This is a genomic window from Halobaculum sp. P14, from assembly GCF_051195155.1.
In the GTDB taxonomy this organism is placed as follows: Archaea; Halobacteriota; Halobacteria; order Halobacteriales; family Haloferacaceae; genus JBNTKA01.
The window spans coordinates 134,768-156,584 of sequence record NZ_JBNTKB010000004.1; the positions used below are offsets into that span (position 1 = coordinate 134,768).

At 72.2% G+C, this 21,817-nt stretch carries 31 protein-coding genes and 1 tRNA gene; 20 read left to right on the forward strand and 12 right to left on the reverse strand.

Going from position 1 to position 21,817, the window contains the following annotated elements; all coding sequences use genetic code 11:
• Positions 1-115 precede the first annotated feature (115 nt).
• A complete protein-coding gene (locus tag ACQUS7_RS09420) occupies positions 116-1,198 on the reverse strand; it encodes an aminopeptidase (RefSeq protein WP_435126527.1) in 1,083 nt (360 codons plus the stop codon).
• Between the two features lie 303 nt (positions 1,199-1,501).
• Between ACQUS7_RS09420 and ACQUS7_RS09425 the strand changes: the two genes are divergently transcribed.
• Positions 1,502-1,819, forward strand: a complete 318-nt coding sequence (locus ACQUS7_RS09425; protein WP_435128144.1) for a hypothetical protein — start codon at positions 1,502-1,504, stop codon at positions 1,817-1,819.
• 157 nt (positions 1,820-1,976) lie between these two features.
• Here ACQUS7_RS09425 and ACQUS7_RS09430 read toward each other — a convergent pair whose 3' ends face one another.
• A complete protein-coding gene (locus ACQUS7_RS09430) occupies positions 1,977-2,663 on the reverse strand; it encodes a hypothetical protein (protein ID WP_435146591.1) in 687 nt (228 codons plus the stop codon).
• 123 nt (positions 2,664-2,786) lie between these two features.
• Between ACQUS7_RS09430 and ACQUS7_RS09435 the strand changes: the two genes are divergently transcribed.
• The 3 genes from ACQUS7_RS09435 to ACQUS7_RS09445 all read left to right on the forward strand — a co-directional run bounded on the left by ACQUS7_RS09435 (position 2,787) and on the right by ACQUS7_RS09445 (position 4,695).
• A complete protein-coding gene (locus ACQUS7_RS09435) occupies positions 2,787-3,248 on the forward strand; it encodes a TRAM domain-containing protein (protein WP_435126522.1) in 462 nt (153 codons plus the stop codon).
• A 75-nt stretch (positions 3,249-3,323) separates the two neighbouring features.
• On the forward strand, positions 3,324-3,809 hold the full coding sequence (locus ACQUS7_RS09440) for a Tfx family DNA-binding protein (RefSeq protein ID WP_435126520.1): 486 nt from the start codon (positions 3,324-3,326) through the stop codon (positions 3,807-3,809).
• Positions 3,810-3,912: 103 nt separating this feature from the next.
• Positions 3,913-4,695 carry an SDR family oxidoreductase gene (locus ACQUS7_RS09445; RefSeq protein ID WP_435126517.1) on the forward strand — a complete coding sequence of 261 codons (783 nt, stop codon included), beginning with the start codon at positions 3,913-3,915 and terminating at the stop codon, positions 4,693-4,695.
• 8 nt (positions 4,696-4,703) lie between these two features.
• Here the strand turns inward: ACQUS7_RS09445 and ACQUS7_RS09450 are convergent, their stop codons facing one another.
• Both ACQUS7_RS09450 and ACQUS7_RS09455 read right to left on the reverse strand, forming a co-directional pair.
• Complete coding sequence (locus ACQUS7_RS09450) at positions 4,704-5,834, reverse strand: mannose-1-phosphate guanylyltransferase (protein ID WP_435146594.1); 1,131 nt, start codon at positions 5,832-5,834, stop codon at positions 4,704-4,706.
• Positions 5,835-5,948: 114 nt separating this feature from the next.
• Positions 5,949-6,257, reverse strand: coding sequence for a DUF7091 family protein (locus ACQUS7_RS09455; protein WP_435128142.1), 309 nt, complete (start codon positions 6,255-6,257; stop codon positions 5,949-5,951).
• Positions 6,258-6,526: 269 nt separating this feature from the next.
• Here ACQUS7_RS09455 and ACQUS7_RS09460 point away from each other — a divergent pair, with 269 nt between their 5' ends.
• From ACQUS7_RS09460 to ACQUS7_RS09475, 4 genes are all read left to right on the forward strand, one after another.
• Entirely contained in the window at positions 6,527-7,456 is a 930-nt protein-coding gene (locus ACQUS7_RS09460) for a replication factor A (RefSeq protein WP_435146596.1), read from the forward strand.
• Complete coding sequence (locus tag ACQUS7_RS09465) at positions 7,457-8,071, forward strand: RPA family protein (protein WP_435146598.1); 615 nt, start codon at positions 7,457-7,459, stop codon at positions 8,069-8,071.
• A gap of 149 nt (positions 8,072-8,220) precedes the next feature.
• A complete protein-coding gene (locus ACQUS7_RS09470) occupies positions 8,221-8,412 on the forward strand; it encodes a hypothetical protein (RefSeq protein WP_435126506.1) in 192 nt (63 codons plus the stop codon).
• Positions 8,413-8,541: 129 nt separating this feature from the next.
• Positions 8,542-8,982 (forward strand): CopG family transcriptional regulator, encoded by a 441-nt coding sequence (locus ACQUS7_RS09475; protein ID WP_435146600.1) that lies wholly within the window; start codon positions 8,542-8,544, stop codon positions 8,980-8,982.
• An 87-nt stretch (positions 8,983-9,069) separates the two neighbouring features.
• Here ACQUS7_RS09475 and ACQUS7_RS09480 read toward each other — a convergent pair whose 3' ends face one another.
• Positions 9,070-9,525, reverse strand: coding sequence for a DUF5814 domain-containing protein (locus tag ACQUS7_RS09480; RefSeq protein WP_435126500.1), 456 nt, complete (start codon positions 9,523-9,525; stop codon positions 9,070-9,072).
• A gap of 180 nt (positions 9,526-9,705) precedes the next feature.
• Between ACQUS7_RS09480 and ACQUS7_RS09485 the strand changes: the two genes are divergently transcribed.
• Positions 9,706-9,778 (forward strand) — tRNA-His (locus ACQUS7_RS09485).
• 89 nt (positions 9,779-9,867) lie between these two features.
• On the opposite strand, the gene ACQUS7_RS09490 is transcribed toward ACQUS7_RS09485, so the two are convergent.
• Positions 9,868-11,055, reverse strand: a complete 1,188-nt coding sequence (locus ACQUS7_RS09490; RefSeq protein WP_435146602.1) for a M50 family metallopeptidase — start codon at positions 11,053-11,055, stop codon at positions 9,868-9,870.
• Positions 11,056-11,122: 67 nt separating this feature from the next.
• Here ACQUS7_RS09490 and ACQUS7_RS09495 point away from each other — a divergent pair, with 67 nt between their 5' ends.
• Both ACQUS7_RS09495 and ACQUS7_RS09500 read left to right on the forward strand, forming a co-directional pair.
• Positions 11,123-11,503 carry a cupin domain-containing protein gene (locus ACQUS7_RS09495; protein ID WP_435146604.1) on the forward strand — a complete coding sequence of 127 codons (381 nt, stop codon included), beginning with the start codon at positions 11,123-11,125 and terminating at the stop codon, positions 11,501-11,503.
• A gap of 47 nt (positions 11,504-11,550) precedes the next feature.
• Positions 11,551-12,084, forward strand: a complete 534-nt coding sequence (locus ACQUS7_RS09500; RefSeq protein ID WP_435126493.1) for a metallophosphoesterase — start codon at positions 11,551-11,553, stop codon at positions 12,082-12,084.
• A gap of 275 nt (positions 12,085-12,359) precedes the next feature.
• Here ACQUS7_RS09500 and ACQUS7_RS09505 read toward each other — a convergent pair whose 3' ends face one another.
• Positions 12,360-13,103 carry an ArsR/SmtB family transcription factor gene (locus tag ACQUS7_RS09505; protein WP_435146607.1) on the reverse strand — a complete coding sequence of 248 codons (744 nt, stop codon included), beginning with the start codon at positions 13,101-13,103 and terminating at the stop codon, positions 12,360-12,362.
• A gap of 92 nt (positions 13,104-13,195) precedes the next feature.
• Between ACQUS7_RS09505 and ACQUS7_RS09510 the strand changes: the two genes are divergently transcribed.
• The 3 genes from ACQUS7_RS09510 (at position 13,196) to ACQUS7_RS09520 (ending at position 15,086) form a co-directional block, all read left to right on the forward strand.
• Complete coding sequence (locus ACQUS7_RS09510; protein WP_435146609.1) at positions 13,196-14,311, forward strand: bactofilin family protein; 1,116 nt, start codon at positions 13,196-13,198, stop codon at positions 14,309-14,311.
• A 68-nt stretch (positions 14,312-14,379) separates the two neighbouring features.
• Positions 14,380-14,580 carry a ubiquitin-like small modifier protein SAMP2 gene (gene samp2, locus ACQUS7_RS09515; RefSeq protein WP_435126485.1) on the forward strand — a complete coding sequence of 67 codons (201 nt, stop codon included), beginning with the start codon at positions 14,380-14,382 and terminating at the stop codon, positions 14,578-14,580.
• Positions 14,577-15,086 (forward strand): GNAT family N-acetyltransferase, encoded by a 510-nt coding sequence (locus ACQUS7_RS09520; RefSeq protein WP_435126482.1) that lies wholly within the window; start codon positions 14,577-14,579, stop codon positions 15,084-15,086. Before samp2 ends, ACQUS7_RS09520 begins: the two co-directional genes overlap by 4 nt.
• On the opposite strand, the gene ACQUS7_RS09525 is transcribed toward ACQUS7_RS09520, so the two are convergent.
• Entirely contained in the window at positions 15,024-16,427 is a 1,404-nt protein-coding gene (locus ACQUS7_RS09525) for a phosphoglucomutase/phosphomannomutase family protein (protein WP_435146612.1), read from the reverse strand. The genes ACQUS7_RS09520 and ACQUS7_RS09525 overlap by 63 nt on opposite strands.
• Positions 16,428-16,577: 150 nt before the next feature.
• Between ACQUS7_RS09525 and ACQUS7_RS09530 the strand changes: the two genes are divergently transcribed.
• The 3 genes from ACQUS7_RS09530 (at position 16,578) to ACQUS7_RS09540 (ending at position 18,046) form a co-directional block, all read left to right on the forward strand.
• Positions 16,578-17,192 (forward strand): NADPH-dependent FMN reductase, encoded by a 615-nt coding sequence (locus ACQUS7_RS09530; RefSeq protein WP_435146614.1) that lies wholly within the window; start codon positions 16,578-16,580, stop codon positions 17,190-17,192.
• Between the two features lie 70 nt (positions 17,193-17,262).
• Positions 17,263-17,445 (forward strand): hypothetical protein, encoded by a 183-nt coding sequence (locus tag ACQUS7_RS09535; RefSeq protein WP_435126476.1) that lies wholly within the window; start codon positions 17,263-17,265, stop codon positions 17,443-17,445.
• A 148-nt stretch (positions 17,446-17,593) separates the two neighbouring features.
• Positions 17,594-18,046 (forward strand): hypothetical protein, encoded by a 453-nt coding sequence (locus ACQUS7_RS09540; protein WP_435126473.1) that lies wholly within the window; start codon positions 17,594-17,596, stop codon positions 18,044-18,046.
• Between the two features lie 9 nt (positions 18,047-18,055).
• Here ACQUS7_RS09540 and ACQUS7_RS09545 read toward each other — a convergent pair whose 3' ends face one another.
• From ACQUS7_RS09545 to larB, 3 genes are all read right to left on the reverse strand, one after another.
• Positions 18,056-18,301 carry a GIY-YIG nuclease family protein gene (locus tag ACQUS7_RS09545; RefSeq protein WP_435126471.1) on the reverse strand — a complete coding sequence of 82 codons (246 nt, stop codon included), beginning with the start codon at positions 18,299-18,301 and terminating at the stop codon, positions 18,056-18,058.
• Between the two features lie 114 nt (positions 18,302-18,415).
• A complete protein-coding gene (locus tag ACQUS7_RS09550) occupies positions 18,416-18,568 on the reverse strand; it encodes a DUF7563 family protein (protein WP_435126469.1) in 153 nt (50 codons plus the stop codon).
• A gap of 127 nt (positions 18,569-18,695) precedes the next feature.
• Positions 18,696-19,466: a nickel pincer cofactor biosynthesis protein LarB gene (gene larB, locus ACQUS7_RS09555; protein WP_435126466.1), complete on the reverse strand. Its 771-nt coding sequence runs from the start codon at positions 19,464-19,466 to the stop codon at positions 18,696-18,698.
• A gap of 151 nt (positions 19,467-19,617) precedes the next feature.
• Between larB and ACQUS7_RS09560 the strand changes: the two genes are divergently transcribed.
• Positions 19,618-19,785: a DUF1931 domain-containing protein gene (locus tag ACQUS7_RS09560; RefSeq protein ID WP_435126463.1), complete on the forward strand. Its 168-nt coding sequence runs from the start codon at positions 19,618-19,620 to the stop codon at positions 19,783-19,785.
• Positions 19,786-19,804: 19 nt separating this feature from the next.
• On the opposite strand, the gene rpiA is transcribed toward ACQUS7_RS09560, so the two are convergent.
• Positions 19,805-20,503: a ribose-5-phosphate isomerase RpiA gene (rpiA, locus tag ACQUS7_RS09565; RefSeq protein ID WP_435146618.1), complete on the reverse strand. Its 699-nt coding sequence runs from the start codon at positions 20,501-20,503 to the stop codon at positions 19,805-19,807.
• A gap of 96 nt (positions 20,504-20,599) precedes the next feature.
• Between rpiA and ACQUS7_RS09570 the strand changes: the two genes are divergently transcribed.
• Both ACQUS7_RS09570 and ACQUS7_RS09575 read left to right on the forward strand, forming a co-directional pair.
• Positions 20,600-21,286, forward strand: a complete 687-nt coding sequence (locus ACQUS7_RS09570) for a hypothetical protein (RefSeq protein WP_435126458.1) — start codon at positions 20,600-20,602, stop codon at positions 21,284-21,286.
• A gap of 130 nt (positions 21,287-21,416) precedes the next feature.
• Positions 21,417-21,659: a ferredoxin gene (locus ACQUS7_RS09575; protein ID WP_435126456.1), complete on the forward strand. Its 243-nt coding sequence runs from the start codon at positions 21,417-21,419 to the stop codon at positions 21,657-21,659.
• Positions 21,660-21,817 lie beyond the last annotated feature (158 nt).

The following is a 21,817-nucleotide window of genomic DNA, read 5'->3' on the forward strand; positions in this document are numbered from 1 at the left end:
CCCCTGGGACAGCAACACATTAGTAATTCGGCTGCCATAACTGTCTGCTCCGACGGCACCGGAGAACCGTGAGTAGGTCGGCCGTCGCAGGAGTCGGCCGTCGCGGCAGTCCCGGCTACGCGTCGTCCTCGAAGACGAACGTCCCGTTCCGCTGGACGACCTCGCCGTCGACCTCGATGACGGAGTCTTCGGACATGTCGACGATCATGTCGACGTGCTCGGCGGAGTCGTTCACTTCGTTCTCCTCGCCGACGCACTCGCCGTACGCCGACCCGACCGCCATGTGGACGGTGTCGCCCATCTTCTCGTCGAACAGCATGTTGTACGTGAAGCGGTCGATGGCGCGGTTCATGCCGATGCCGAGTTCGCCGACGTACCGGGCGTTCTCGTCGGTGTTGAACACGCCCTCCAGGACGTCCTCGTTGCGCTCGGCGGCGAACGACTCGACGCGGCCGTCCTCGAAGCGGAGGTGTGCGCCCTCGATTTCGCGGCCCTGCCGGTACAGCGGCAGGTCGAAGTACACCTCGCCGTCGACTTCGTGTTTCACCGGCGCGGTGAACACTTCCCCGCCCGGGAGGTTCTTCTCGCCGTAGTCGTTCAGCGTGGAGTTGCCCGCGACGGACATCGTCACGTCGGTCCGGTCGCCGCTCCGGATGCGGACCTCGTCGGCGTCGTCGAGGATGTCGACCATCTGCGACTGGAACTCCCGCTGGGCCTCCCAGTCGAGCGACACGGCGTCGTACACGAAGTTCTCGTACTCGGCGGTGCTCATCCCGGCGAGCTGGGCGTGCCCGGACGTCGGGAACTGCGTGAGACACCACCGCTTGGAGAGCCGCTCGCGCTGCACCGGACGGAACGCGCGGTTCCACGCGGCCGTGGTCTCCGGGTCGACGTCGGCCTTCTCGGAGACGTTCGGGCCGCCGCGGGCGATGACGAACGCGTCGGCCTCCTCGAACAGGACGCGCTGGTGTTCCGGCGTCTCGAAGTCGTCGTCGCCGGCGCGGAGGAAGGCGCGCTCGGCGCGGTCGGAGTTGTTGAGGTACACCGGGTTCGCGCCGACGTCGCCGGCCAGTTCGTGGAGCGCGACCGCGAGGTCCTCCGCGGCGCTCGGGAGCTGGACGACGAGGTCGTCGCCGGACTGCAGGTCGATGGAGTGGTCGACGATGGTTTCTGCGTGTTCGCGGATGCGTGGGTCCATTCTCCTGTCGACGGTGGCCACGCCGCCGAATATGCTTTCGGTTCCGGCGTCCCGGGCGTCGCCACGCCGCCCGCCGCGACGCCGCGTCGTCTCCCGGTTCTCGCGCCGTCGACCCGGCGGTTCCGAAGCGTTTTGCCTCGGGGACGCCAATCGGGGCTCGTGACCGCCGGCGGAGCCGACGTGCCCGACGCGGACGCCGACGCCGAGAGCGACGCCGACCGCGCAGGCGACGGCACCTCCGAAGACGCCCCCGACGATGTCCCCCACGACCCGGTCGAGCCGTCGGAGGACTGGCGCGCCGCGCTGGCCGCCGCCGGCGAACTTCGCCCGCCCATCGTCGCCGCCATCATCGACCGGCACGGAAGCCGCGGCCGCCGCGCCATCGAAGCCGTCTCCGAGGGCCGCGTGAAGCAGTACCGCGATTTCACCGTCGTCGTCGGGCACCGGCAGGAACACGTCGTCGAGGACGGCGGCTGCGACTGCCCGGACGCCACCTACAACCTCGACGCCGACGACCCGGACGAGCGCTGCTGGCACGCGCTCGCCGTCGACGTCGCCGAACGAGTCGGCCGCGTCGACCACCACGACATGTGGTACTCGGAAGTCCACGACTTCCTCTGAGCCGCCGCTTCGCCCGAGGCTTCAAATCGGATGCCGCGCCCAGCGTCCCCGATGCGCTGACCGACGGGGTGCGCCGGGACGCGGTTGTGCGGCCCGACGGCGCACCGACGACGCTTCGAGCACGGCCGCCTGCCCGCCAAATCCACCGGCTGCCGAGTCAGTCGAACGCCGGCGTCTCGACCGACAGCGCCGCGTACAGCGACGGCACCAGCACCGCGACCGACGCCGCAACCACGACGGTCGTCGTCACGGCACCGGCGAGCGCCGCTGCGGCCAGCACGGCGCCGCCGGCCACGACGCCCGCGGCCACGGCGACCAGTCGAGCAGTCTCCGTCGCGGCGACGCCGCAGAACCGGGCGCCGAGCGCCCCCGCGAGCGCCGCGAGCCCGGCCGCTGCGACGCCGAACGGCGTCCCGGCGGCGACGCCGGCGACGAGGAGGACCAGGCCGACGCCGCCGCCGATGGCGAGCATCAGCCACCCCGACCGACGGCCGACCGGGTCGCCGTAGCGGAGCGCGTACGCGGCCGGCGGCAGCGCGACGAGGAGCGCGAACCACGCCGCGCGCAGCACCGCCACGGCGACCGCGGGGCCGGGCGTGACCACGGCGTCCAGCAGGAGCAGCGTCGCCGCCGCTGCCGCCGCCGCGGCGACGCCGCGCGGCGGAAGCACCGTCGTCGGGTCGTCGTCGTGCCGAACCGCGTAGCCCGCGAACGGGTACAGCAGGACGGCCGCGGTGAGTAGCGCCTGCGACGCGTCGCCGGTCCCCCAGTAGGCGAAGCCGCCGAGCGACGCGGCGAGGACGCCGCCGGCGACGAGCGACAGCTCCGGAACCCGGTCGTTCACGACCGTCGGTACTGACCGGCAGTCGAAAAGTCGCCCGGGTGCCGCGGGAGTCGGTGCTGCCTCCGGAGCGCCGTCCGAGTCCCAGACGGAAGCGTTTAGACCGCCCCCGGCCAAACGGTCTGTATGCCGGACTGTCCACTGGCAGACGACTGCCCCCGCTTCTCCGAACGGATTCAGGGGATGGGGTGTCAGCACTACGGCGACCGCGGCGGCGCCGAGTGGTGTAACAGCTACGACATGCCGATATCCGACCTGAAACAGCAGCCGGTCAAGCCCGGCGAGGAGGTCGTTCTCGACGTGGAGGACATCCACGAGAGCGGCGCCGGCGTCGGCCGGACCGAGGACGGCTTCATCGTCATGGTCGACGGCGCGCTGCCGCCGTGCCGCGTTCGCGTCCGCATCGACCAGGTGAAACAGAACCACGCCCGCGCGAAAACCATCCTCGAGCGGCTCCCGATGGACGAAGACGAGGAGTCCGCGGAGGACGAGGAGGGCGAGGCGGGCGAATCGGAGGAGTCGGAGCGGCGGTCCCGACGCGACGAAGACGAGCGGCTCGGCTCGCGCGACAACTTCTGGGGCGCGTAGCCCGCTGTCGTCGCGGTGCCGCGGACGGACAGTCCGAACTATCCTTTTTGTACGCTGGGGCTCCTCGTGTTCAGCATGGCCGAGGACGGCAGCGCCGACGCGGTGGACGCCGACGTGGACGAGCTACTCGACCGCGCCGGGTTCGACGCCGACCGGAGCGTGCTGACCCGGCGGCAAGCGGAGGTGTTGGCGCTCCGCGAGCGAGGCGTCCGGCAGGCGGACATCGCGGCGCTGCTCGGGACGTCCCGCGCGAACGTCTCGAACGTCGAGGCGAGCGCCCGCGACAACGTCGACCGGGCCCGCGAAACCGTCTCGTTCGCCGAGGCGCTCGCCGCGCCGGTGCGCGTCGAAATCGAGGCGGGCGCGGACCTGTACGACGTCCCGGACCGGGTGTACGAGGCGTGTGACGCCGCCGGGGTGAAGGTGAACCGCACCGCGCCGGACCTGATGAAACTGGTGAGCGACGAGGCCGGCAGCGCCGTGCAGGGCCGCGAAGTCGCCGCGCCGGTGCTCGTCGGCGTCACCGCGAACGGGGCGGTTCGCGTCCGGCGCTCCGAGTAGCGGCGCCGCGGTGCTGCGGCGCCGAGGCACCACCGACCCGCTGCCGCTCGGGCCGGTCGCCGACGAATCCACTTTTTTGTGGAGCCGCCGCGACTGTGGAGGCATGGACCTCGGATTCGACGGAGAGACGGCGCTGGTGACGGCGAGTTCGAGCGGCCTCGGCTTCGCGGCCGCGGAGGCGCTCGCGAGCGAGGGGGCGAACGTCGTCATCTGCGGCCGGACGCGAGACCGGCTGGACGCGGCGGCAGACGCGCTCGCGGTCGAACCCGGCGACGTCGCCGCGGTACAGGCCGACCTGACGGACCGCGGCGACGTTGAGGCGCTCGTCGAGGCGACCGTCGAGGAGTTCGGCGGCATCGACCACGTCGTCACGTCGGCCGGCGGCGTGCCGCCGGGGACGTTCGACGAGCTGACCGACGACCAGTGGTACGGCTCGTTCGACACGCTCGTGATGAGCGTCGTCTGGACGCTCCGCGCCGCCCACCCGTATCTCGCCGACAGCGACGCCGGCACCGTCACCTGCATCACGTCGACGAGCGTCCGCGAAGCCATCGACGGCCTCGTGCTGTCGAACGCGGTCCGGCGCGCCGTCATCGGCGTCGTCAAGACGATTTCCCGCGAGTGGGCGCCGTCCGTCCGGGCGAACGCGGTGCTGCCCGGGTCGCACGAGACGGCGCGCATCGAAGAGCTCATCGAGGACAGCATCGAGCGCGGCGAGTTCGACAGCTACGAGGAGGGTCTGGAGTCGTGGGCCGCGGACGTTCCGCTCGGCCGCGTCGGCGACCCGCAGGAACTCGGCGACGTCGTCGCGTTCCTCGCCTCCGACCGGGCGTCGTACGTCAACGGCGCGGCGCTGCCCGTCGACGGCGGCGGCCTGCAGAGCTGATCGGCCGGTCAGAAGTCGCCGGTTCGTTTCAGTTCGGCGACGACCTCGCGGACGCGCTGTGCGTCCGCCTTCGGCACGACCAGTACGCGGTCGTCGACGGCGACGACGCAGAGGTCGTCGACGCCGACGAGCGAGACGTGCTTGTCGCCGGCGACGACGTTGCCGGCGGCGTCGACGGTGACCGCGTCGGCCGCGAGCGTGTTCCCGTCGCAGTCCTGCGGCAGCACTCGTTCGAGCGCGTCCCACGAGCCGAGGTCGTCCCACGCGAAGTCGGCGGGGACGACCACAGCGTCGTCGACGCGCTCCAGCACCGCGTAGTCGATGCTCACTGCGTCGACCGCGTCGAACCCGGCGACGACGGCGTCGGTGTCGACGGTATCGACGGCGGCAGCGGCTGTGTCACCAGCGTCGGTGTCAACGACTGCGCGTTCAGCGCCGGCGGCGTTCGTCGCCGAACCGTCCGCCGCGTCCGCGGGGCGGAGCGCGTCCGCGAGCGGTGCCAGCGGCGTGTCGCGCGCGGCGGCGAACAGCGCCGACGGCGTCCACGCGAAGATGCCGGCGTTCCAGAGGTAGCCGCGCGAGACGTACTCGCCGGCGGTGTCGGCGTCCGGCTTCTCGTGGAACGCGGCGAGGTCGTATGCGTCGACGCGTTCGTCCTCGCGCTCGTCTCCGCGCTCGATGTAGCCGTAGCCGGGGTCGGGCCGCGTCGGCGTCACGCCGAACGTCACGAGCGCGCCGGTGTCCGCCGCGACGCGGGCGCCGCGCCGCATCGCGTCCGCGAAGGCGTCGCCGTCCGGCACGTGGTGGTCTGCGGGGAGACACACGACGACCGGGTCGTCGTGGTCGGCGGCGCCGCGGGCGCGGTGGGTCGCGTACAGCAGCGCGGGCCCGGTGTCCTTCGCCGCCGGCTCGACCACGACTTCGGCGTCCGGCGCGTGCTCGGGGACGTCGGCGGCGTACGCGGGCGCGGTCGACACGAGTACCTCGTCGGCGAATCCGGCGCGGTCGACGGTTGCGGCGAGCAGCGACTGCTCGCCCACCAGCGGCAGGAACTGCTTCGGCCGGTCGCTCCGCGACGCCGGATACAGTCGCGACCCGGTGCCGCCCGCCAGGACGACCGCGACCACGGGACGGTCCATGCCCGCAGGTCGCGGGCCGCACTGAAAAGCACACGGCAGCACCGCGGCGGGCGGACCGACGGCCCGGTCAGCGCGTCGGCCGGCAGGTCGGTCGTCGTTCCCGGCTTCCCGTCGTCACCACGTCTGGACGCGGCCGTCGCGGACGTCCTCGGCGCAGCCCTCGCAGTCCGGGTGGTCGGCGTCGAAGCAGGCGGGGCGGCCGGCGGCGTCGACGGCGACGGCGCGCTCTTCGGCGTGTCGCCGGCAGACGATTCGGGCGCGGCCGTCGGCGTCCGTCGGCAGGTCGAACTCCGCGGGGTCGACCCACGTCCGCTCCGCGTCGTCGCCGTCGCGGCCGTCGCGGTACGCCCGCCTGCTCCGAGCGTACTCGCGGCCCGCCTTCCGCGCCTGCTGTCTGAGGACGCGCCGGAATCGGTCGGTCAGCGTCACGTCCCCGCGTGCGGTCCGGCCCGGTATAGATTCGTCGCCCGTCGGCCCGGCCGAGTACGGCCACGACCGGGAGAAGACAGCCGAGGCCGACCGGATCCGGGTGTTCAAACCGCTCGACTGCGACCACCCGAGCCCGAAATCGGCTGCTTCACGGTCTGCACCGTCTCGATTCACTTCCGCCGCGGTCACGGAATATTAAATACTATCGAGCACCAACCGGCGTACGCCTCCCACAGGATAACACATCGGAGGCAGGAGAAACCATGGCAGACTTACGAAGCCACGCAGAGGAGATACGCGAGCAGTTCTCGGACCACCTGGACCTCACCGTCGACGACGTCGAGGAGCGCCTCGACTCGCTCGTCAACGAGTACCGCGTCCCGGTCGACGAAGCGCGCCGCAGCGTCGTCAATTCGTACCTCGACGAGGCGGACCTCGACCGCGACGAACTCGGCGCAGGCGGCGCCGAGCAGGTGCTCGTCGGCGACATCGACGAGGACGAGCAGTGGGTCGACCTTCGCGTGAAGGTCGTCGACCTCTGGGACCCCGACCACGACTCAATCGCGCAGGAAGGCCTGTTGGGAGACGAGTCGGGAACCACCAGGTTCGTCTCGTTCGCCACCAGCGAACTCGACGAACTGGAGGAAGGCGCGAGCTACGCCCTCGGAAACGTCGTCACCGACGAGTACCAGGGGAGCTACTCCGTGAAGCTGAACCGGACAACGACCATCACCGAACTCGACGAGGACGTCGAGGTCGGCGAGGACTCCTCGGAGGTCGAGGGGGCGCTCGTCGACATCCAGTCCGGCTCCGGGCTCATCAAGCGCTGCCCGGAGGACGACTGCACCCGCGTCCTGCAGAACGGCCGCTGCTCCGAGCACGGCCAGGTCGACGGCGAGTTCGACCTGCGCATCAAAGCCGTCATCGACGACGGCGAGCAGGTCCACGAAGTCGTCTTCAACGAGGAGGCGACGACCGAACTCACCGGCATCTCGCTCGACGAGGCCCAGCAGATGGCCCAGGACGCCCTCGACACCACCGTCGTCGCCGAGGAGATGGCGGACATGGTCGTCGGCCGGTACTACCGCGTCCACGGCCCGACGCTCGGCAGGTACGTGCTCGCCGACGAGTTCGAACAGCTTGCCGGTCCGGCTGACGCCGAATCGGTTCTCATCCGCGCGAGGTCGATGTAAATGAGCCAGAACCAGACCGTTCCCACCCGAGAAGTCGCCCGACGCGTGTTCGCCCGAGAGTTCAACGACGGCAGCTACACGTTCAAGGAGTCCGAGGACGAGCGCGCGCCGCTGTACCTCCTGCTGCCGACCGGCGAACGCGCGAACCGCGTGTTCCTCGTCGGCACGCTCACCGAGAAGGAGGACGTCGGCGAGGACAACGAGTACTGGCGGGGCCGCATCGTCGACCCGACGGGGACCTTCTTCGTGTACGCCGGCCAGTACCAGCCGGAGGCCGCCAGCGCGCTCCGCGACCTCGAACCGCCGGCGTACGTCGCCGTGGTCGGGAAGCCGCGGACCTACGAGACCGACGACGGCTCCATGAACGTCTCCGTCCGTCCGGAGTCCATCAGCACCGTCGACGCCGCCACCCGCGACCGCTGGGTCGTCGAGACCGCCGAGCGCACCCTCGACCGCGTCGACCACTTCGACGACGACGGCAACGAGTACGCCCGGATGGCCCGCGAACAGTACGACCTGCCGGTCGACGACTACGTCGACGCCGCCGCCTCCGCGCTCGGGTCACTCGACGACACCGACGAACTCGAAGAGCCCGAGGAAGAGGCGCCCGCGTAACTGCACAGCCACCCGCGACCGGTCGGCCGGCGGGTCGCCGCCGGCCGCATTCCCCACCGTCACCGGCGTTCCCCCACCCACACCGCTCTTCCCCGTTTCCGTCTCCAGTAGTCGCCGCGTTTTTCCGAGGCGAGTAGCGTCCACCGTCCATGGAGAAGGCCGCCTACTGGGCCTTCGGGGCGGCGTGCGCCGGGACGCTCGTCGCGCTCACGCTGTCGCTGTACCTCACCGGGCCGCCCGGGTCGTTCCTCGCGTTCTTCGCGCGGTCGCTGGCGGTCATCGGCGTCTCCTTCCTCGTCGTGTTCGCGGTTGCGTTCCGACGCGCCAGCGTCGACGGCTGACTCGCCGGACCCGCCGCAGCGCCTCGGAAGCCCGTTCGGGGCGTCAGCGGTCGCGAGTGCGGCCGTCAGCGGTCCGGTTGTGAACGTCTGACGAACCGTTAAGTGGCGGGAGCACCGAAGAGCCGACAGATGGGGAACAAGAACAAGACGATCTCGTTCCGCGTGAACGAGGACACGTTCGCCGCGCTGCGCGACATCGCCGACGAGCGCGACCTGTCGCTGTCGGCGCTGTTCCGCGACTACGTGGACGCGCTCGTCGAGCACGACGGCCAGGTGCGCGTCGTCCCGGAGCACGAGTTCGAGGCGTCCGCCGACGGCGACGCGCCGTTCCCGCCGACCGTCGAGGTGCCGAAGGGGTTCGTCCGCGAACACGAGCGGCTGGAACTGGAGTCCGAACACCTCCGCGAGCAGCTCGACGAGTACAAGCGCTACGCGGCGTACCTGCAGGACCGGCTCGATGACGACGACGGCGAGGACGTCGTCGACCTCGACGCGCTCGACGAGGAGGGCGACGACGAGGACGACCGCGAGTTCGACGTCGACGCCGACGAGCCGTACCAGCTCGGCTGACTCCGCGCGGCTCGCCGCCTCGTCAGCGACCCGGTCGGTGGCGGACCGGTCGTCGGCGAGTCGCTCGTCAGCCGGCTCCGAGAGCGGTCAGCCCGACAGTTCCTGCTTCGCCTGCCGCGCCCGCTCGGTCATCTCCTGTTCGCCCTCCACGTCCGCGAGCGACTCGACCGCTTCGAGCGTCCGCACCGCGGAGTCGAGAAACGAGAGGACGTCGCCGGGGTAGGCGTACAGCATGTAGTCGTCGCCCATCACGTCGACGATGGCGTCCGGGCCGAGCCCCTGCGCGCGCAGCTCCAGCAGGTACTGGATGAACTTCCGCTCCGGGTGGCCGCAGTAGGGCGCGTCCTCGCAGCCGCAGTCGAGGAAGTCCTCGGCGAAGTCGAGCACCCGGTCGCGGGTCGTCTCGTCCAGTTCGGCGAGCCCGTCGCCGGTGAACAGCAGGTCCAGCGTCGCCCCCTTGAACGCCCCTTTCGGGATGCTCGTGTCGAGCTGGGAGGCGATCTGCCGGTGGTTCTTCAGGTAAATCTTGTCCGTGATGGCCACTGCTGGCTGTTCGTAGCGCGCTCGCCGCAAAAAGCCCAGCGGTGAGTCGGCGCCGCCGCGCCGGACCGGCGGGTCGGCGTCCGGTCGGTCGGCGCTCTGCGCCACGCGTGCGCCGCGGTCGCACCGCCGCACCGGGTTCGTAACGTATTTGAGTCGTAGCCGACTACACGAGAGTGCGTGTCCGGGTTGGGGTAGTGGACTATCCTTCAGCCTTGTGGAGGCTGAGACGCGGGTTCAATTCTCGCACCTGGACCTTCTCGCTGCGACCGACCGACGAGCCGCGGCTCCGCGGGGATGTCCGACGCGGGCGCCGAAATCGAGGAAGCGGAACGGTTCGGGCGGTCAGCGGCCGGAGACGGAGGGGAGGCCGTCGGAGCCGCCGATGGGGCCGAGGCCGGCGGAGTCGCGGCCGCCGGACTGGATGACGTTGAACGCGGTCATCAGGTCGGTCCGGGAGATGAGTCCGACGAGTTCGCCGTCGGCGTCGACGACGGCGAGCCGTCCGACGCCGCGGTCTTGCATCGTGTCGAGCGCGTCGAGCGCGTCCGCGTCGGGCGTGACGCTCGCGACGTCGGTCTCCATGACGTCCCCGACGGTGTAGGCGTCGCGTTCGACTTCCTTCACCGACTGGGCGTCTTCGAGCGTCACCATCCCGACGAGCCGGCCGTTCTCCAACACCGGGTAGCCGGTGTGCCGCTCGGTGAACATCCGCTCCATGAGCGCCGCGACCGACGTGTCCGGCGTCACGGTCTTCAGCTCCGAGCCTGGCGTCATGATGTCGTCGACGGTGACGCCCTCGAAGGCGGCGCGCAGCACGGTCTGCTGGGCTTCGCCGGCGCCGGCGATGTAGATGAAGAACGCGAGGCCGATGACCAGCGGGTCGAACTGGAGCAGCCCGTACAGGCCGAGCAGGAACGCGAACACCTTCCCGACCTCCGCCGCAATCTGGGTGGCGCGGGCGTGCGTCCGGTTCCGGGCGAGCAGCGCGCGCAGCACGCGGCCGCCGTCCATCGGGAAGCCGGGAAGCATGTTGAACGCGGCGAGCACGATGTTCATCAGCGAGAGGTAGCCGACGACGAACGCGACCTCCGCGGGCAGCGAGAACGCCCTGAACGCGACGTACGACAGCACGCCGAGCAGCACGGAGACGACGGGGCCGGCGACGGCGATGGTGAGCTCCTGCTTCCAGTCCTCCGGGATTTCGGAGAAGCTGGCGACGCCGCCGAACAGCCACAGCGTGATGGAGTCGATGCTGTAGCCGAACCGCATCGCGGTGAGCGAGTGGCCGAACTCGTGGAGCAGCACGGACACGAACAGGCCGAGCGCCGCCGCGGTGCCGAGGACGTACGGCAGCGCGCCGCCGGTGAGCGCCGCCGCGTCCAGCGACGCGCCGTACGCGACGTTGATGAGTTCGACGAACTGCGTCACCTGCGTCCCGATGAGCCACGCGAACAGCGGGAGAACGAGCAGGAACGTCCAGTTCAACTGGACGGGTATCCCTGCGACGGTCCCGATGCGGATGCCTTTCATGAGAAGTCGTTCCGTCGCGGCACCAATAAAGCCGGGCCTTAAGATGAGCCGCCGCGTACGCCGCGGCGTGACCGACGAAGCCGACCACCTGGTCCGCCGCGGCGACGACGTCGACTACGACCCCGTCGACGCCGCCGACGGCATGCAGAAAGGCGTCCTCGTCGACGAGTCCGACGGCGCGCCGCAGTTCGCGATGCGGCGGTTCACGCTCGACGCCGGCGCGACCGTCCCGGAGCACACCAACGCCGTCGAACACGAACAGTACGTCCTCGCCGGCGAGTACACCGTCGGCATCGGCGACGACGAGTACACCGTGTCGGCCGGCGACGCGCTGCTCATCCCGGCCGGCGTCCCGCACTGGTACCGCAACGACGGCGGCGACGACGCGGCGTTCATCTGCTGCGTCCCGAACGGCGACGACGCCATCGAACTCGTCGACGCGGCGTAGCCGGCGCGACCCGAACGTTTCAGTACGGCGGCGTCGCACCGCCCGGTATGCTCACCGTCGTCTCCGACACGCACGGCACCGACAGCCACCGGCTCCGCGGCCGCACGCTCGAGGCGGTCCGCGCGGCCGACGCCGTGATTCACGCCGGCGACTTCTCCCACGAGGCCGTCCTCGACGCCTTCCTCGACGTGAACGAGTCGCTGTACGCCGTCACCGGAAACAACGCGGATTCGGCGCTCCGCGACCGCCTGCCGACCGAGCGCGTCGTCGGCTACGGCGGCCTGACGTTCGCGGTCCGGCACCGGAGCCGCAGCGGACGCACCGGGCTGGTCATGTTCGGCCGGGAGCGCGACGCGGACGTCGTCGTGTTCGGGCACAGCCACCGGCCGACGTTCGACGACTCCGGCGACGTCCCGCTGTTGAACCCGGGGAGCCACGCCGAACCGCGCGGCAACCGCGCCGCGCACGTCGAACTGGAGGAAGCGGTCGACGGCGACGGACTGACCGGCCGGTTCGTCACGCCGGACGGCGACGTCTTCGAGCGGTTCAGGCTCCGCGAACGCGACCGGAGCGACGACTGACCGGGCGGCTCTCGGAGCCACACGCGTCGCCGCCGCTGTCCGTCTGCATCTGCGTCGCCACCGCTGTCGGGTCGTGCGTCGCCGGAGGAACGGGTGGGTGCGCGGTCCCGTCGGGGCGCGTGGAGGGCGTCGCGTCGCGGGGGAGGGCCGAAGCGCCGGGACCGTACCACTCGCTACTATCGCCCCGAGCAAGTACTTACCGTAGAGTCAAAGACGCCTTTTAGCTACCCCGCGTGTCCGAGAAATCAGCCGGACTGCGGCGGGAGCGACGCCGTCTATCGGCGGGTCAGCCAGACGCCGGCGAGCGCGAGCGCGACGAGTCCGCCGAGGAAGAACAGCGCGCCGGGCGAGGCGGCGACCTGGTCGAGCAGCGTCGGCGCCGCGCTCGTCGCGGTCGCGGTGGTCTGCACCGCGGTCTCCGTCGGCGCGGCGGTCGTCGTCGCCTCCGCGACGTGGAATCCGCCTTCGGTCGCCGTCGGCGTCGGCGTGGCCTGGGCGCTGACGTTCTCGCTCGTCGTCGTCGTGCCGTCCGCGCCGCCCGCGCCGCCGCTCGACGCCATCCCGAACCGGAGCGCGAACGGCCCGCCGAGCAGCTGCTCGATGACCGCCGCGCCGACGCCGACGACGGCGATCCCGCCGAGCAGCCGCGTCAGCGTCGACTTCAGGCCGCGAGTGTCCTCCTCGCGGCCGGCGACCAGCACCAGCGCGCGGTCCGCGGGGGCGTACACGTCCATCTCGCGGCCCTTCTCGGAGTAGGCGGTTCCGGCGACCTCGACGAGGCCGGCGTCGCGGAGCCGCTTCAGGTGGTACTGGGCGTTTTGGAGGCTGGTGTCGACGCGGCCCGCGACGTCGCTCGCCGGGCCGGGGTCGTCGTGCAGCGTCGCGAGCACCTGGCGGGCGGTGTCGGAGGACAGCGCCGCCAGCACGTCGTCGGCGTCGTCGGCGTCGACGCCGAGCACGCGCGGTTCGCGTTCCTCGGCGCCGCCGACGTCGGGGAAGGAGGGCAGGATGTCGGCCATCTTGCCGGTGATTGCTCGGTCGCCGACGTAAGCCTTCCGTGGCGACGCGTCGGACCACGAGACATATGCCACCGCGCCGAAAACGCCGGCGCGTGCCGCCCGACACCGACGAGACAGCGGCGGACGTGGCCGGCCGGAGCAGCGCCGCGTCCCGCACCGGCGCCGCGGCGCTGCTGACCGTGGGGGTGCTGGCGGCGGTGCTGCTCGCCGCGGCGTTCTCGGGCGTCGGCGGCGGAGCGGCCGGAAGCGCCGCTGCTCCGGACGCCGAGTCGGCAGCGAACGGGACCGGAACCGGGTCGGCGCTCCCCTCGGGGCCGTTCACGTCGGTCGTGCTCGGGCCGAACGAGACCGCGACGGGGCGCGTCACCGGGACCGGCGGCCGCGTCGTCATCGCCGGCACCGTCGACGGCACCGTCCGCGCGTACGGCGGCGTCGTCGTCCTGACCGAGAGCGCCGTCGTCACCGGGAACGTCCAGGCGTTCGGCGGCCGCGTCGTCGTCGACGGCACGGTCGAGGGGCCGGTGACGGCGTACGCCGGAACCGTGGTCGTCCGCGGCGACGTCGGCGGGCTGAACGCCGGCGGCGGAACCGTCAGAATCGCCGGGCGGACCGGCGACGCGACGGTGCTCGGCGGCCGCGTCGTCCTCGCGGACGCGGCGCGCGTCGACGGCGACCTGGAGTACGACGCCCGGCTCGTCGACCGCGGCGGCGTCGTCACCGGCGCCGTCCGCCAGACGGACTCGCTGCTCGGCCCGGTCGGCCCGGTCGTCCGGTTCGCCGGGTGGCTCCCGCACCTCGTCCCGCTGCTCGCCGGCGCGCTCGCGGTCGCGCTCCCCCGCGTCGGCGCCGCCGTGCCGGGACTCACGGCGCGGGCCCGCAGCCGCCCGGTTCGGAGCGCCGTTCGCGGCGTCGCGGTCTGCGTCGCGGCCGCGGTCGGCGCGGCGGCCCTCGCCGCGTCGCTCGTCGGCCTGCCACTGCTCGGCATCGCCGCGCCCGTCGTCGCCGCCGCGGTCCTGTTCGCGCTCGCCGTCGGCGAAACCGCGGCAGCCGACGCCGTCACCGCGCGACTCCCGGATTCCGTGTCGGGGTCGCCGCCGGCAGTCGTCGTCGCCGTCGCGGTCGTCGCCGCCCTTCCCGCGGTCGGCCCGCCGGTGGCCGCCGCGCTCGCGCTCGTCGGCCTCGGCGCCGCCGCCGGGGCCGCGTCCTGACGGCCGGCCTCGGTCGCGGCGCGCCCGCGGGGAACAACGCTCAACTCGCTCCAGCGCCCAGGTCGCCCATGGACGTGACTGCGGAGGTCGTCGGCGAGACCACAGCGGAGCTCTCGCTCGCCGACGACGCGACGTACGCCGACGTGTGCCGCGAGGTCGGCTACTCGCCCCACGAGGTGACGGTGCTGGTGGACGGCAGCCCGGTCCCGGAGGACCGCGCGGTCGACGCGGCCCGCGTGAAGGTGCTCCGGCTCATCAAGGGCGGATGACCGTCCGCGTCCGCGTCGCCGACGCCGACGACGCGCTGGACGCGCGGCGGCTCGTCGACGCCGCGCTGCTCGACGTCCCGCCGGACCTCGACGGCCGGGTCGCCGCCGGCGAGGTGCTCCTCGCCGAGGACGGCGGCAGCGGTGACGGAGACGGCGGCGAGAAATCGGCGCTCGGCGTGCTGGTGCTCGACGGCACCCACGTGGAGGCGGTCGCGGTCCGCCGGCGGCGACGCGGGCAGGGCGTCGGCAGCGCGCTCTTTGCGGCCGCCGCCGACCGCGTCGACGGCGCGCTCACCGCCGAGTTCCGGCCGGACGTCCGGCCGTTCTACGCGGCGCTCGGATTCCGCATCGAAGAACGAGACGCAGACCGCGACGGCGACGACCAAAACCGCGACAGCAACGCGGACGGCGACGCGGACCTCGACGGCGACGGTGAGCCGCGGCTATTCGGCCGCCTGGACGGCCGGCCCGACGAGGTCGCGGCCGGCGGCGAGGATGGCGTCTGAGCGGGCCTGCGAGCCGGATTCGGCGTAGATTCGCATCTTCGGTTCGGTGCCGCTGGGGCGGACGAGCATCCACGAGCCGTCCGCGAGCAGGAGCTTGAAGCCGTCGACGGTGACGACGTCGGCGACCGGCTGGCCGGCGACTTCCTCCGGGATTTCGTCGGCGAGGTCGGCGACGACGCGGTCTTTCAGGTGGTCCGGGCAGTCGACGCTGGTCTTGTCGGCGACGATGCGGCCGTGTTCGGCTTCGAGCCGGTCGACGCGGTCGTCGTACTGCTCGTCGGCTTCGACGGCGGCCGCGAGCAGCGCCATGAGGACGCCGTCCTTCTCGCGGATGTGCCCGCGGACGGAGAAGCCGCCGGACTCCTCGCCGGCCATCAGCGCGTCGTGTTCGCCCATCGCCTCCGCGACCCACTTGAATCCGACCGCGGTCTCGTAGACGTCTTCGCCGTGCGCGTCGGCGATGCGGTCGACGAGGAACGTCGTGGAGACGGTGCGGACCGCGGGGCCGCCGTCGGTGTCGAGCAGGCGGTCGTACGTCGCCGCGAAAAAGAGGTTCTCGTCGAGGAAGCCGCGGCCGGGCGTCACGAGCGCGAGGCGGTCGGCGTCGCCGTCGTTGGCGATGCCGAGGTCCGCGTCGCCGTGTTCGACGTGTTCGATGAGCGCTTCGAGGTGCTCGGCGGACGGCTCCGGCGGCGACCCGCCGAACTCGGGGTCGCGGTCACAGCGCAGGCGGACGACGTCGGCGCCGGCGGCTTCGAGCAGCGCGTCGGTGACGCCGCGGCCGCTGCCGTGCATGGCGTCGTACGCGACCGTGACGCCCGACAGGTCGAGGTCGTCGACGCCGACGCGCTCCGCCACGACGTCTCTCGCGTGCGTCGCGTGGCCCGTCGCGAGGTCCGCGCGGGTCACGTCGCCGGCGGCGTCGGCGTCCAGTTCCGGTTCGCGGAGGTTCGCCTCGATGCGCTCGGTGACGTCCGGGAGCGCCGGCGCGCCGTCGGCCGGGATGAACTTCACGCCGTTGTACTCCGGGGGGTTGTGCGACGCCGTCACCATCAGCGCGCCGACGGCCTCGCGGCGGACGACGGCGTGCGCCGCCACCGGCGTCGGGCAGTCGCGCTCCGGCAGCACCGCGTCGAAGCCGTTCCCGGCGAGCACCTCGGCGAGCGACTCCGCGAACCCCTCCGAGGTGGGGCGGGCGTCGTAGCCGACGACGACTTCGCCGTCGAGGCCCTCGGCGTCGAGGTAGTCCGCGACCGCCTGCCCGACGACGCGGACCCGGTCGTCGGTGAACTGGTCGAGCGTCGCCCGCCAGCCGTCGGTTCCGAACGAGATGGCGTCCATGGCGGAGCCGTCGGCTGGCGGGAAGAAAAATCCGGGTGGCACGCGGCGGGCCGCCGCCCGACCGACGGCTCGCCCTCCGCCCGAACGTCGACGGACGGCGCCGCTCGGCGTTCCGACGGCCTTTTCGTCGGAGGTGGACCATCCGACTGTATGACGGACTCCCCGCGCGTCGTCGCCGTCTGCGGGTCGCGGCGCGACGGCAGCTACAGCAAGACGATTCTGCGGTACGCGCTCGACGCGGCGGCCGACGCCGGCGCCGACACCGACTTCATCGACCTCGGCGACCCGTCGCTCGACGTGCCGCTGTACCACCCCGACGTCGACGCCGCCGAGGCCGGCGACGTCGCCGCGCTGCTCGAACGGGTGCGGGCCGCAGACGGCGTCCTCCTCGCCTCGCCGGTGTACCACGGCTCGTACTCGTCGACGTTCCGGAGCTTCCACGACTGGTGCTCGCACGACGAGTACGAAGACACCGTCGTCGGCCTGTTCGTCGTCGCCGGCGGCGGGTCGTTCGAGGCGACGCTCGAACACATGCGTGCGACCGTCCGCGGCGTCCACGGCTGGGTGCCGCCGCTCCAGGTCGGCGTCCGCAACGCCAGCGACAAGTTCGACGACCGCGACGACCCCGACGCCGGCGACGGAATCGGCGCCGACTCCCGGTACGCGCTCTCGGACGACCCGACGTACGACCGCACCGTCACGCTCGGCCGCCGCGTCGCCCACTACGCCGCGACGAAAGCGCCGTTCCTCGACACCCCTGAATAGTTCTGCGGCGCGTCGTCGAAGCGCCCGGACCGTCGGAACAGTTTTCCGGCGGTCGCGGCTGGGTTCGCGCATGGTCTCCCGCGAAAACACCGTCATCGTGGCGTGCATCGCGCTCGCCGTCGTCGCGCTGTTCGCGCTGGCCGAACTCACGAACCCGCCGACGTGGGCCGGCGGCGCCGTCCTCGTCGGCCTCGGCGTCCTCCTCCCGCTGCTCGTCAACGGCTACCTCGACCGCCGGGACGGCGAGCCGTGAGCCGCGAACCGCGAACCGCGAACCGCGAGCCGTGATTCGCTGAGTTCGGCGCCGCAGCGGCCGGGCTGACCGGCTCGGCGTTCGACGGGCCCCGTGCGACTCCGACGAATCACCGACCGGCTTGTTCCGGGCGGCCGAAGCCGCGGGTATGTCCGCTCCGCTCGACGCCGTCGTCGGCATGCAGGCGAGCCTGCTCGTCATCATCGCGTTCCTGACCGGCGCGGTGAGCTACTGGGTGTACCGCGACGCGGACGCCCGCGGCGTGGAGAACGCGCCGTTCTGGGGCGCCACGGTCGGCGTGCTGTTCCTGTTCGGCGCCGTCGTCGGCGGGCTGCTCGCGCTCGGAATCTACCTCGCCCACCGGCCAGACGAACCGGTCCCGGAGCGCGACGTCGCCGCGGAACTCGACGCCGCAGGCGACCTCGCGGTCGACGCGGCCGCCGAGGCGACCTCGGTCGCCGGCGACGCAGTCGTCGCCGCCGGCGCGGCCGTCGAATCCGCGGGCGACGCCGTCACCGCCGCCGCGGACCGCGGCAGCAACGACGGCAGCGGCAGCGGCGATAGCGACGGCGACGACGATTCCGGTGGACCTGCCGCGTAGCGCGGGTGGTCAGTCGTCGAGGAGCGCTTCCTTCTGGGCGCGCGAGCGCTGTTTGAGTTCGTACTCGCGGCTCATCGCGGCGGACTTGGAGTCGAACGTCTCGACGTGGCGGAGTTCGACCGGGGTGCGGCCGCGGGTGTACTTCGCGCCCTCGCCGGCGTCGTGTTCGGCGACGCGTCGGTCCACGTCGGTGGTGTAGCCGGTGTAGTACGTCCCGTCGGCGCATTCGAGGACGTAGACGTGGTGGTCGGTCACTGCCGGTGGGTCGTCGGGCGCGAATAAAAGCGGGTCGCCGCGCCGCCCGGGGGAACCACCGGGCACCGGGTCGGTGGCGGCGGCCGCGGCGTCGTCGGGTGCTTGCAGCGTTGTTCAGTCGTCTGCGCGGGTCCGGTGTCGCGCCGCTTCGGCGATGCCCGCGTTCGCCGAGCAGGACGGACAGGCGTTCAACCGACCGTGTTCGTCGGTGAAGACGCGTGCGAAGCGGTCCGACACGTGCGACCCGCAGTGGTCGCAGCGTGGCATGGTCGTCCGGCATCCACCGTGCCGGTGTGTCACCATACAGCATCATCCAACATATACCCTTGCCACACCGCGGATACAGCGCGATTCGGTGCGTCGACGCTGACAGCCGGTCCGCCAGTCGACGCGGTCAGCCGTCGTCGCGTGCGGCCGCCACCCGGCGAGCGATGAGGGCCGCCTGCGCGCCGGCGACGAAGCCGGCGTCGACGTTCACGGTCGACAGCACCGTGCAGGACTGGAGCGCGCCGAGCAGCGCCGCCTGCCCTTCGCCGCCGGCGCCGTAGCCGATCGACGTCGGGAGCGCGATGACCGGCGCCGCGACCAGTCCGGCGACGACCGTGGGGAGGGCGCCCTCTCGGCCGGCGGCGACGACGAGCGCGTCAGCGCCTCTGAGCCGGTCTTTCTCGTCGAGGACGCGGTCGATGTTGGCGACGCCGACGTCCTCGACCAGTTCGACGCGCGGCCCGGCCTCCCGCGCGACGGTCGCGGCCTCCCGCGCGGCCGGCGCGTCGGACGTGCCGCCGGTGACGACGAGCACGTCGGCGTCCACGGATTCGGGGTCGTAGCCCGGCGCGTGAGCGACGACGGTGCCGCCGCGGGTGTCGACGTCGACGTCGGCGTCGGGGTGCGACTCCGCGAGGTACGTCCGGAGCCGCTGGACGGTGCGGTCGTCGGCGCGGGTGACGAGCGCCCGGCCGGTCGTTTCGAGCGACGTCGACGCCATCGCGGCGGTCTCCGCCGGCGTCTTCCCCTCTGCGAGAATCCCTTCGGGGACGCCGCGTCTGCGGTCGCGGGCGGCGTCGAGCCTGCCCGCCGTCGACGTGGCGTAGCCGCGGAGCCGCGCTTCGGCCTCCGCGGGCGTGAGTTCGCCGGCGTGAAGCCGGTCGAGCGTCTCGCGCATACCGGGGCGGACGGGGCGGGGTGACTTGCCGGCGTCGATAGGGAACACCATAAAAGTTCACCCCCTAGACCCCCGCGAACGGCCGCCTCACCCCTTCGTGAGCGGCGAACTTGGGAAATCTTATATGGAGGGCGGAGAAAATCCCGGCTGCATGGCAGACCTCATCGTCAAGGCAGCCGTCAAGGAGTACCTGGAAGAGAAGAACGTCGCGTCGGATTTCTACGACGCGCTCGACGAGGAAGTCGCGGAGCTGCTCGACGACGCCGCCCGCCGCGCCGAGGCGAACGACCGGAAGACGGTCCAGCCGCGCGACCTGTAACCAGGTAGTTTTCCTCCCGTTATTTGAGCGTCCGCGTAGCCGCGGCGCCGTCCGCCGACCCGACGACGACGGCGTCCGCCAGGCCGACGAACAGTCCGTGCTCGACGACGCCCGGCGTCGCCGACAGCGTCGCCGACAGCGACGCGGGGTCGTCGACGCCGCCGAACTCGCAGTCCAGCACGAGGTTCCCGTTGTCGGTGACGACCGGGCCGTCCTTCCGTTCGGCCGCGCGGAGCGCCGGGTCGCCGCCGGCGTCCCGCACCGCGGCGGCGACGGTGGAGCGGGCGTCCGGAAGCACCTCCACCGGCACCGGGAAGTCGAGCGCGTCCACGAGCTTGGTGTCGTCGGCGACGACGACGAACCGGTCGGCGGCGCCGGCGACGATTTTCTCGCGGGCGTGCGCCGCGCCGCCGCCCTTCACGAGCGCGTTCGCGTCCGCCGCGACCTGGTCGGCGCCGTCGATGGCGACGTCGACCGACTCGACGGCGTCGAGCGACTCCAGCGGGACGCCGACGTCCCGCGCGAGCTGCCGCGACTGGTAGGAGGTGGTGACGCCGGTTACGTCGAGGCCGTCGGCGACGCGCTCGCCGAGCCGCCGGATGGCGTGCGCCGCGGTGCTCCCGGTTCCGAGCCCGACGAGCGCGCCCGGCTCCACCTCGTCGGCGGCGGCCACGCCGGCCGCGCGCTTCGCCGCTTCGCCGCCCGAATCCGATTTCATGCGTAGCCGGTCAGCCCCGCGCCGCAAAACAGTTGCCCGTCCGCGCCGCCGCCACCGCACGAACATACTTGTCACGGGGCGCACAATCCGGAGTCGATGCCCTCCAACGGAGCCCGAACGGTCGGGAGCGTCGCGCTGGTCGCGCTCCTGCTCGTCGTCGCCGCCGCGTCGACACCGGCGGCCGCCCGCGCGCCGCCGCAGCCCGCGTGTGACGTCTGCGGGGAGCGCCTGACCGCGACCGCGGCCGAACACGGCGTCGACGTCGCAGTCGGCCACGCCGCCGTGACCGTCCAGGTGTACGAGAACGCGTCGACCCGGTGGACCGCCCGCGTGGAGTTGACCGACGGCGCCGACGCGCTCCGGAACGACACGGTGCGCGGCGCCGTCATCGAGGACGTCGTCGGCTACCGCGTCGACCGGTTCGCCGTGTCCAGCCGGATGGACGGCGAGACGCTCGTCGTCACGTACCTGCGCCGCGACGCCGCCGTGCGGAGCGCCGGCGCAGTCGTGTTCACGGCGTTCCACGCCAGCAGCCCGCCGCCGCTCGCGATGGGCGGCGAGGGCACCGTCTACCCCGGCGCGGACGAACTCGTCGTACACGCCCCGGACGGCTACGTCGTCGCCGGCGGCATCGGCGACGGAAACGCCACGCAATCGGCCGTCCGCTGGGCCGGCGAGAACGGCGGCGACGACGGCATCGACCGCGACACGGCCGTCACGTTCGTCCCGGACGGCGCGGTCGCGCCCGGTCTCCGCGGCGTCGTCGCGCGGCTGCTCCGCTGAATCCGCGGGCTGGGAGTACCCGACTGAGTCGACGGGCCGCCGCAGCGACGACCCCGACCGCGACAGCAACGACTCCGACCGCGACAGCCGCGGGCGAAGCCATTACGTCGTCGCCGCCGAACCGTCCGGTATGCACATCGAGTTTGACCGCGACACCTGCGTCGGGATGTTCCAGTGCGTCGCCGAGTGGGACGCCTTCGAGAAGAACATGGACGACGGCAAGGCGGACCTCGCCGGCGCCGACGAGATAGACGACGACCTGTTCTCGCTGGAAGTCCCGGAGGGCGACGAACTCGACGCGAAGTTCGCGGCGCGCACCTGCCCGGTCGACGCCATCGAACTGTACGACGACGACGGCGAACAGCTCATCTGACGCCGGCCGGAGCCCGGAGTCGTGCGAGCCAAACGGTTATGCCGGATGCTCGTGATGTCAACGCTGAGGATGACCCAGGAGTGTCACATTCCGGAGTGGGCGGCGCTCATGGACTCGTCGGTGCCGGAGCGGGCCTGCGAGGACCGCCGGCTGGCCGG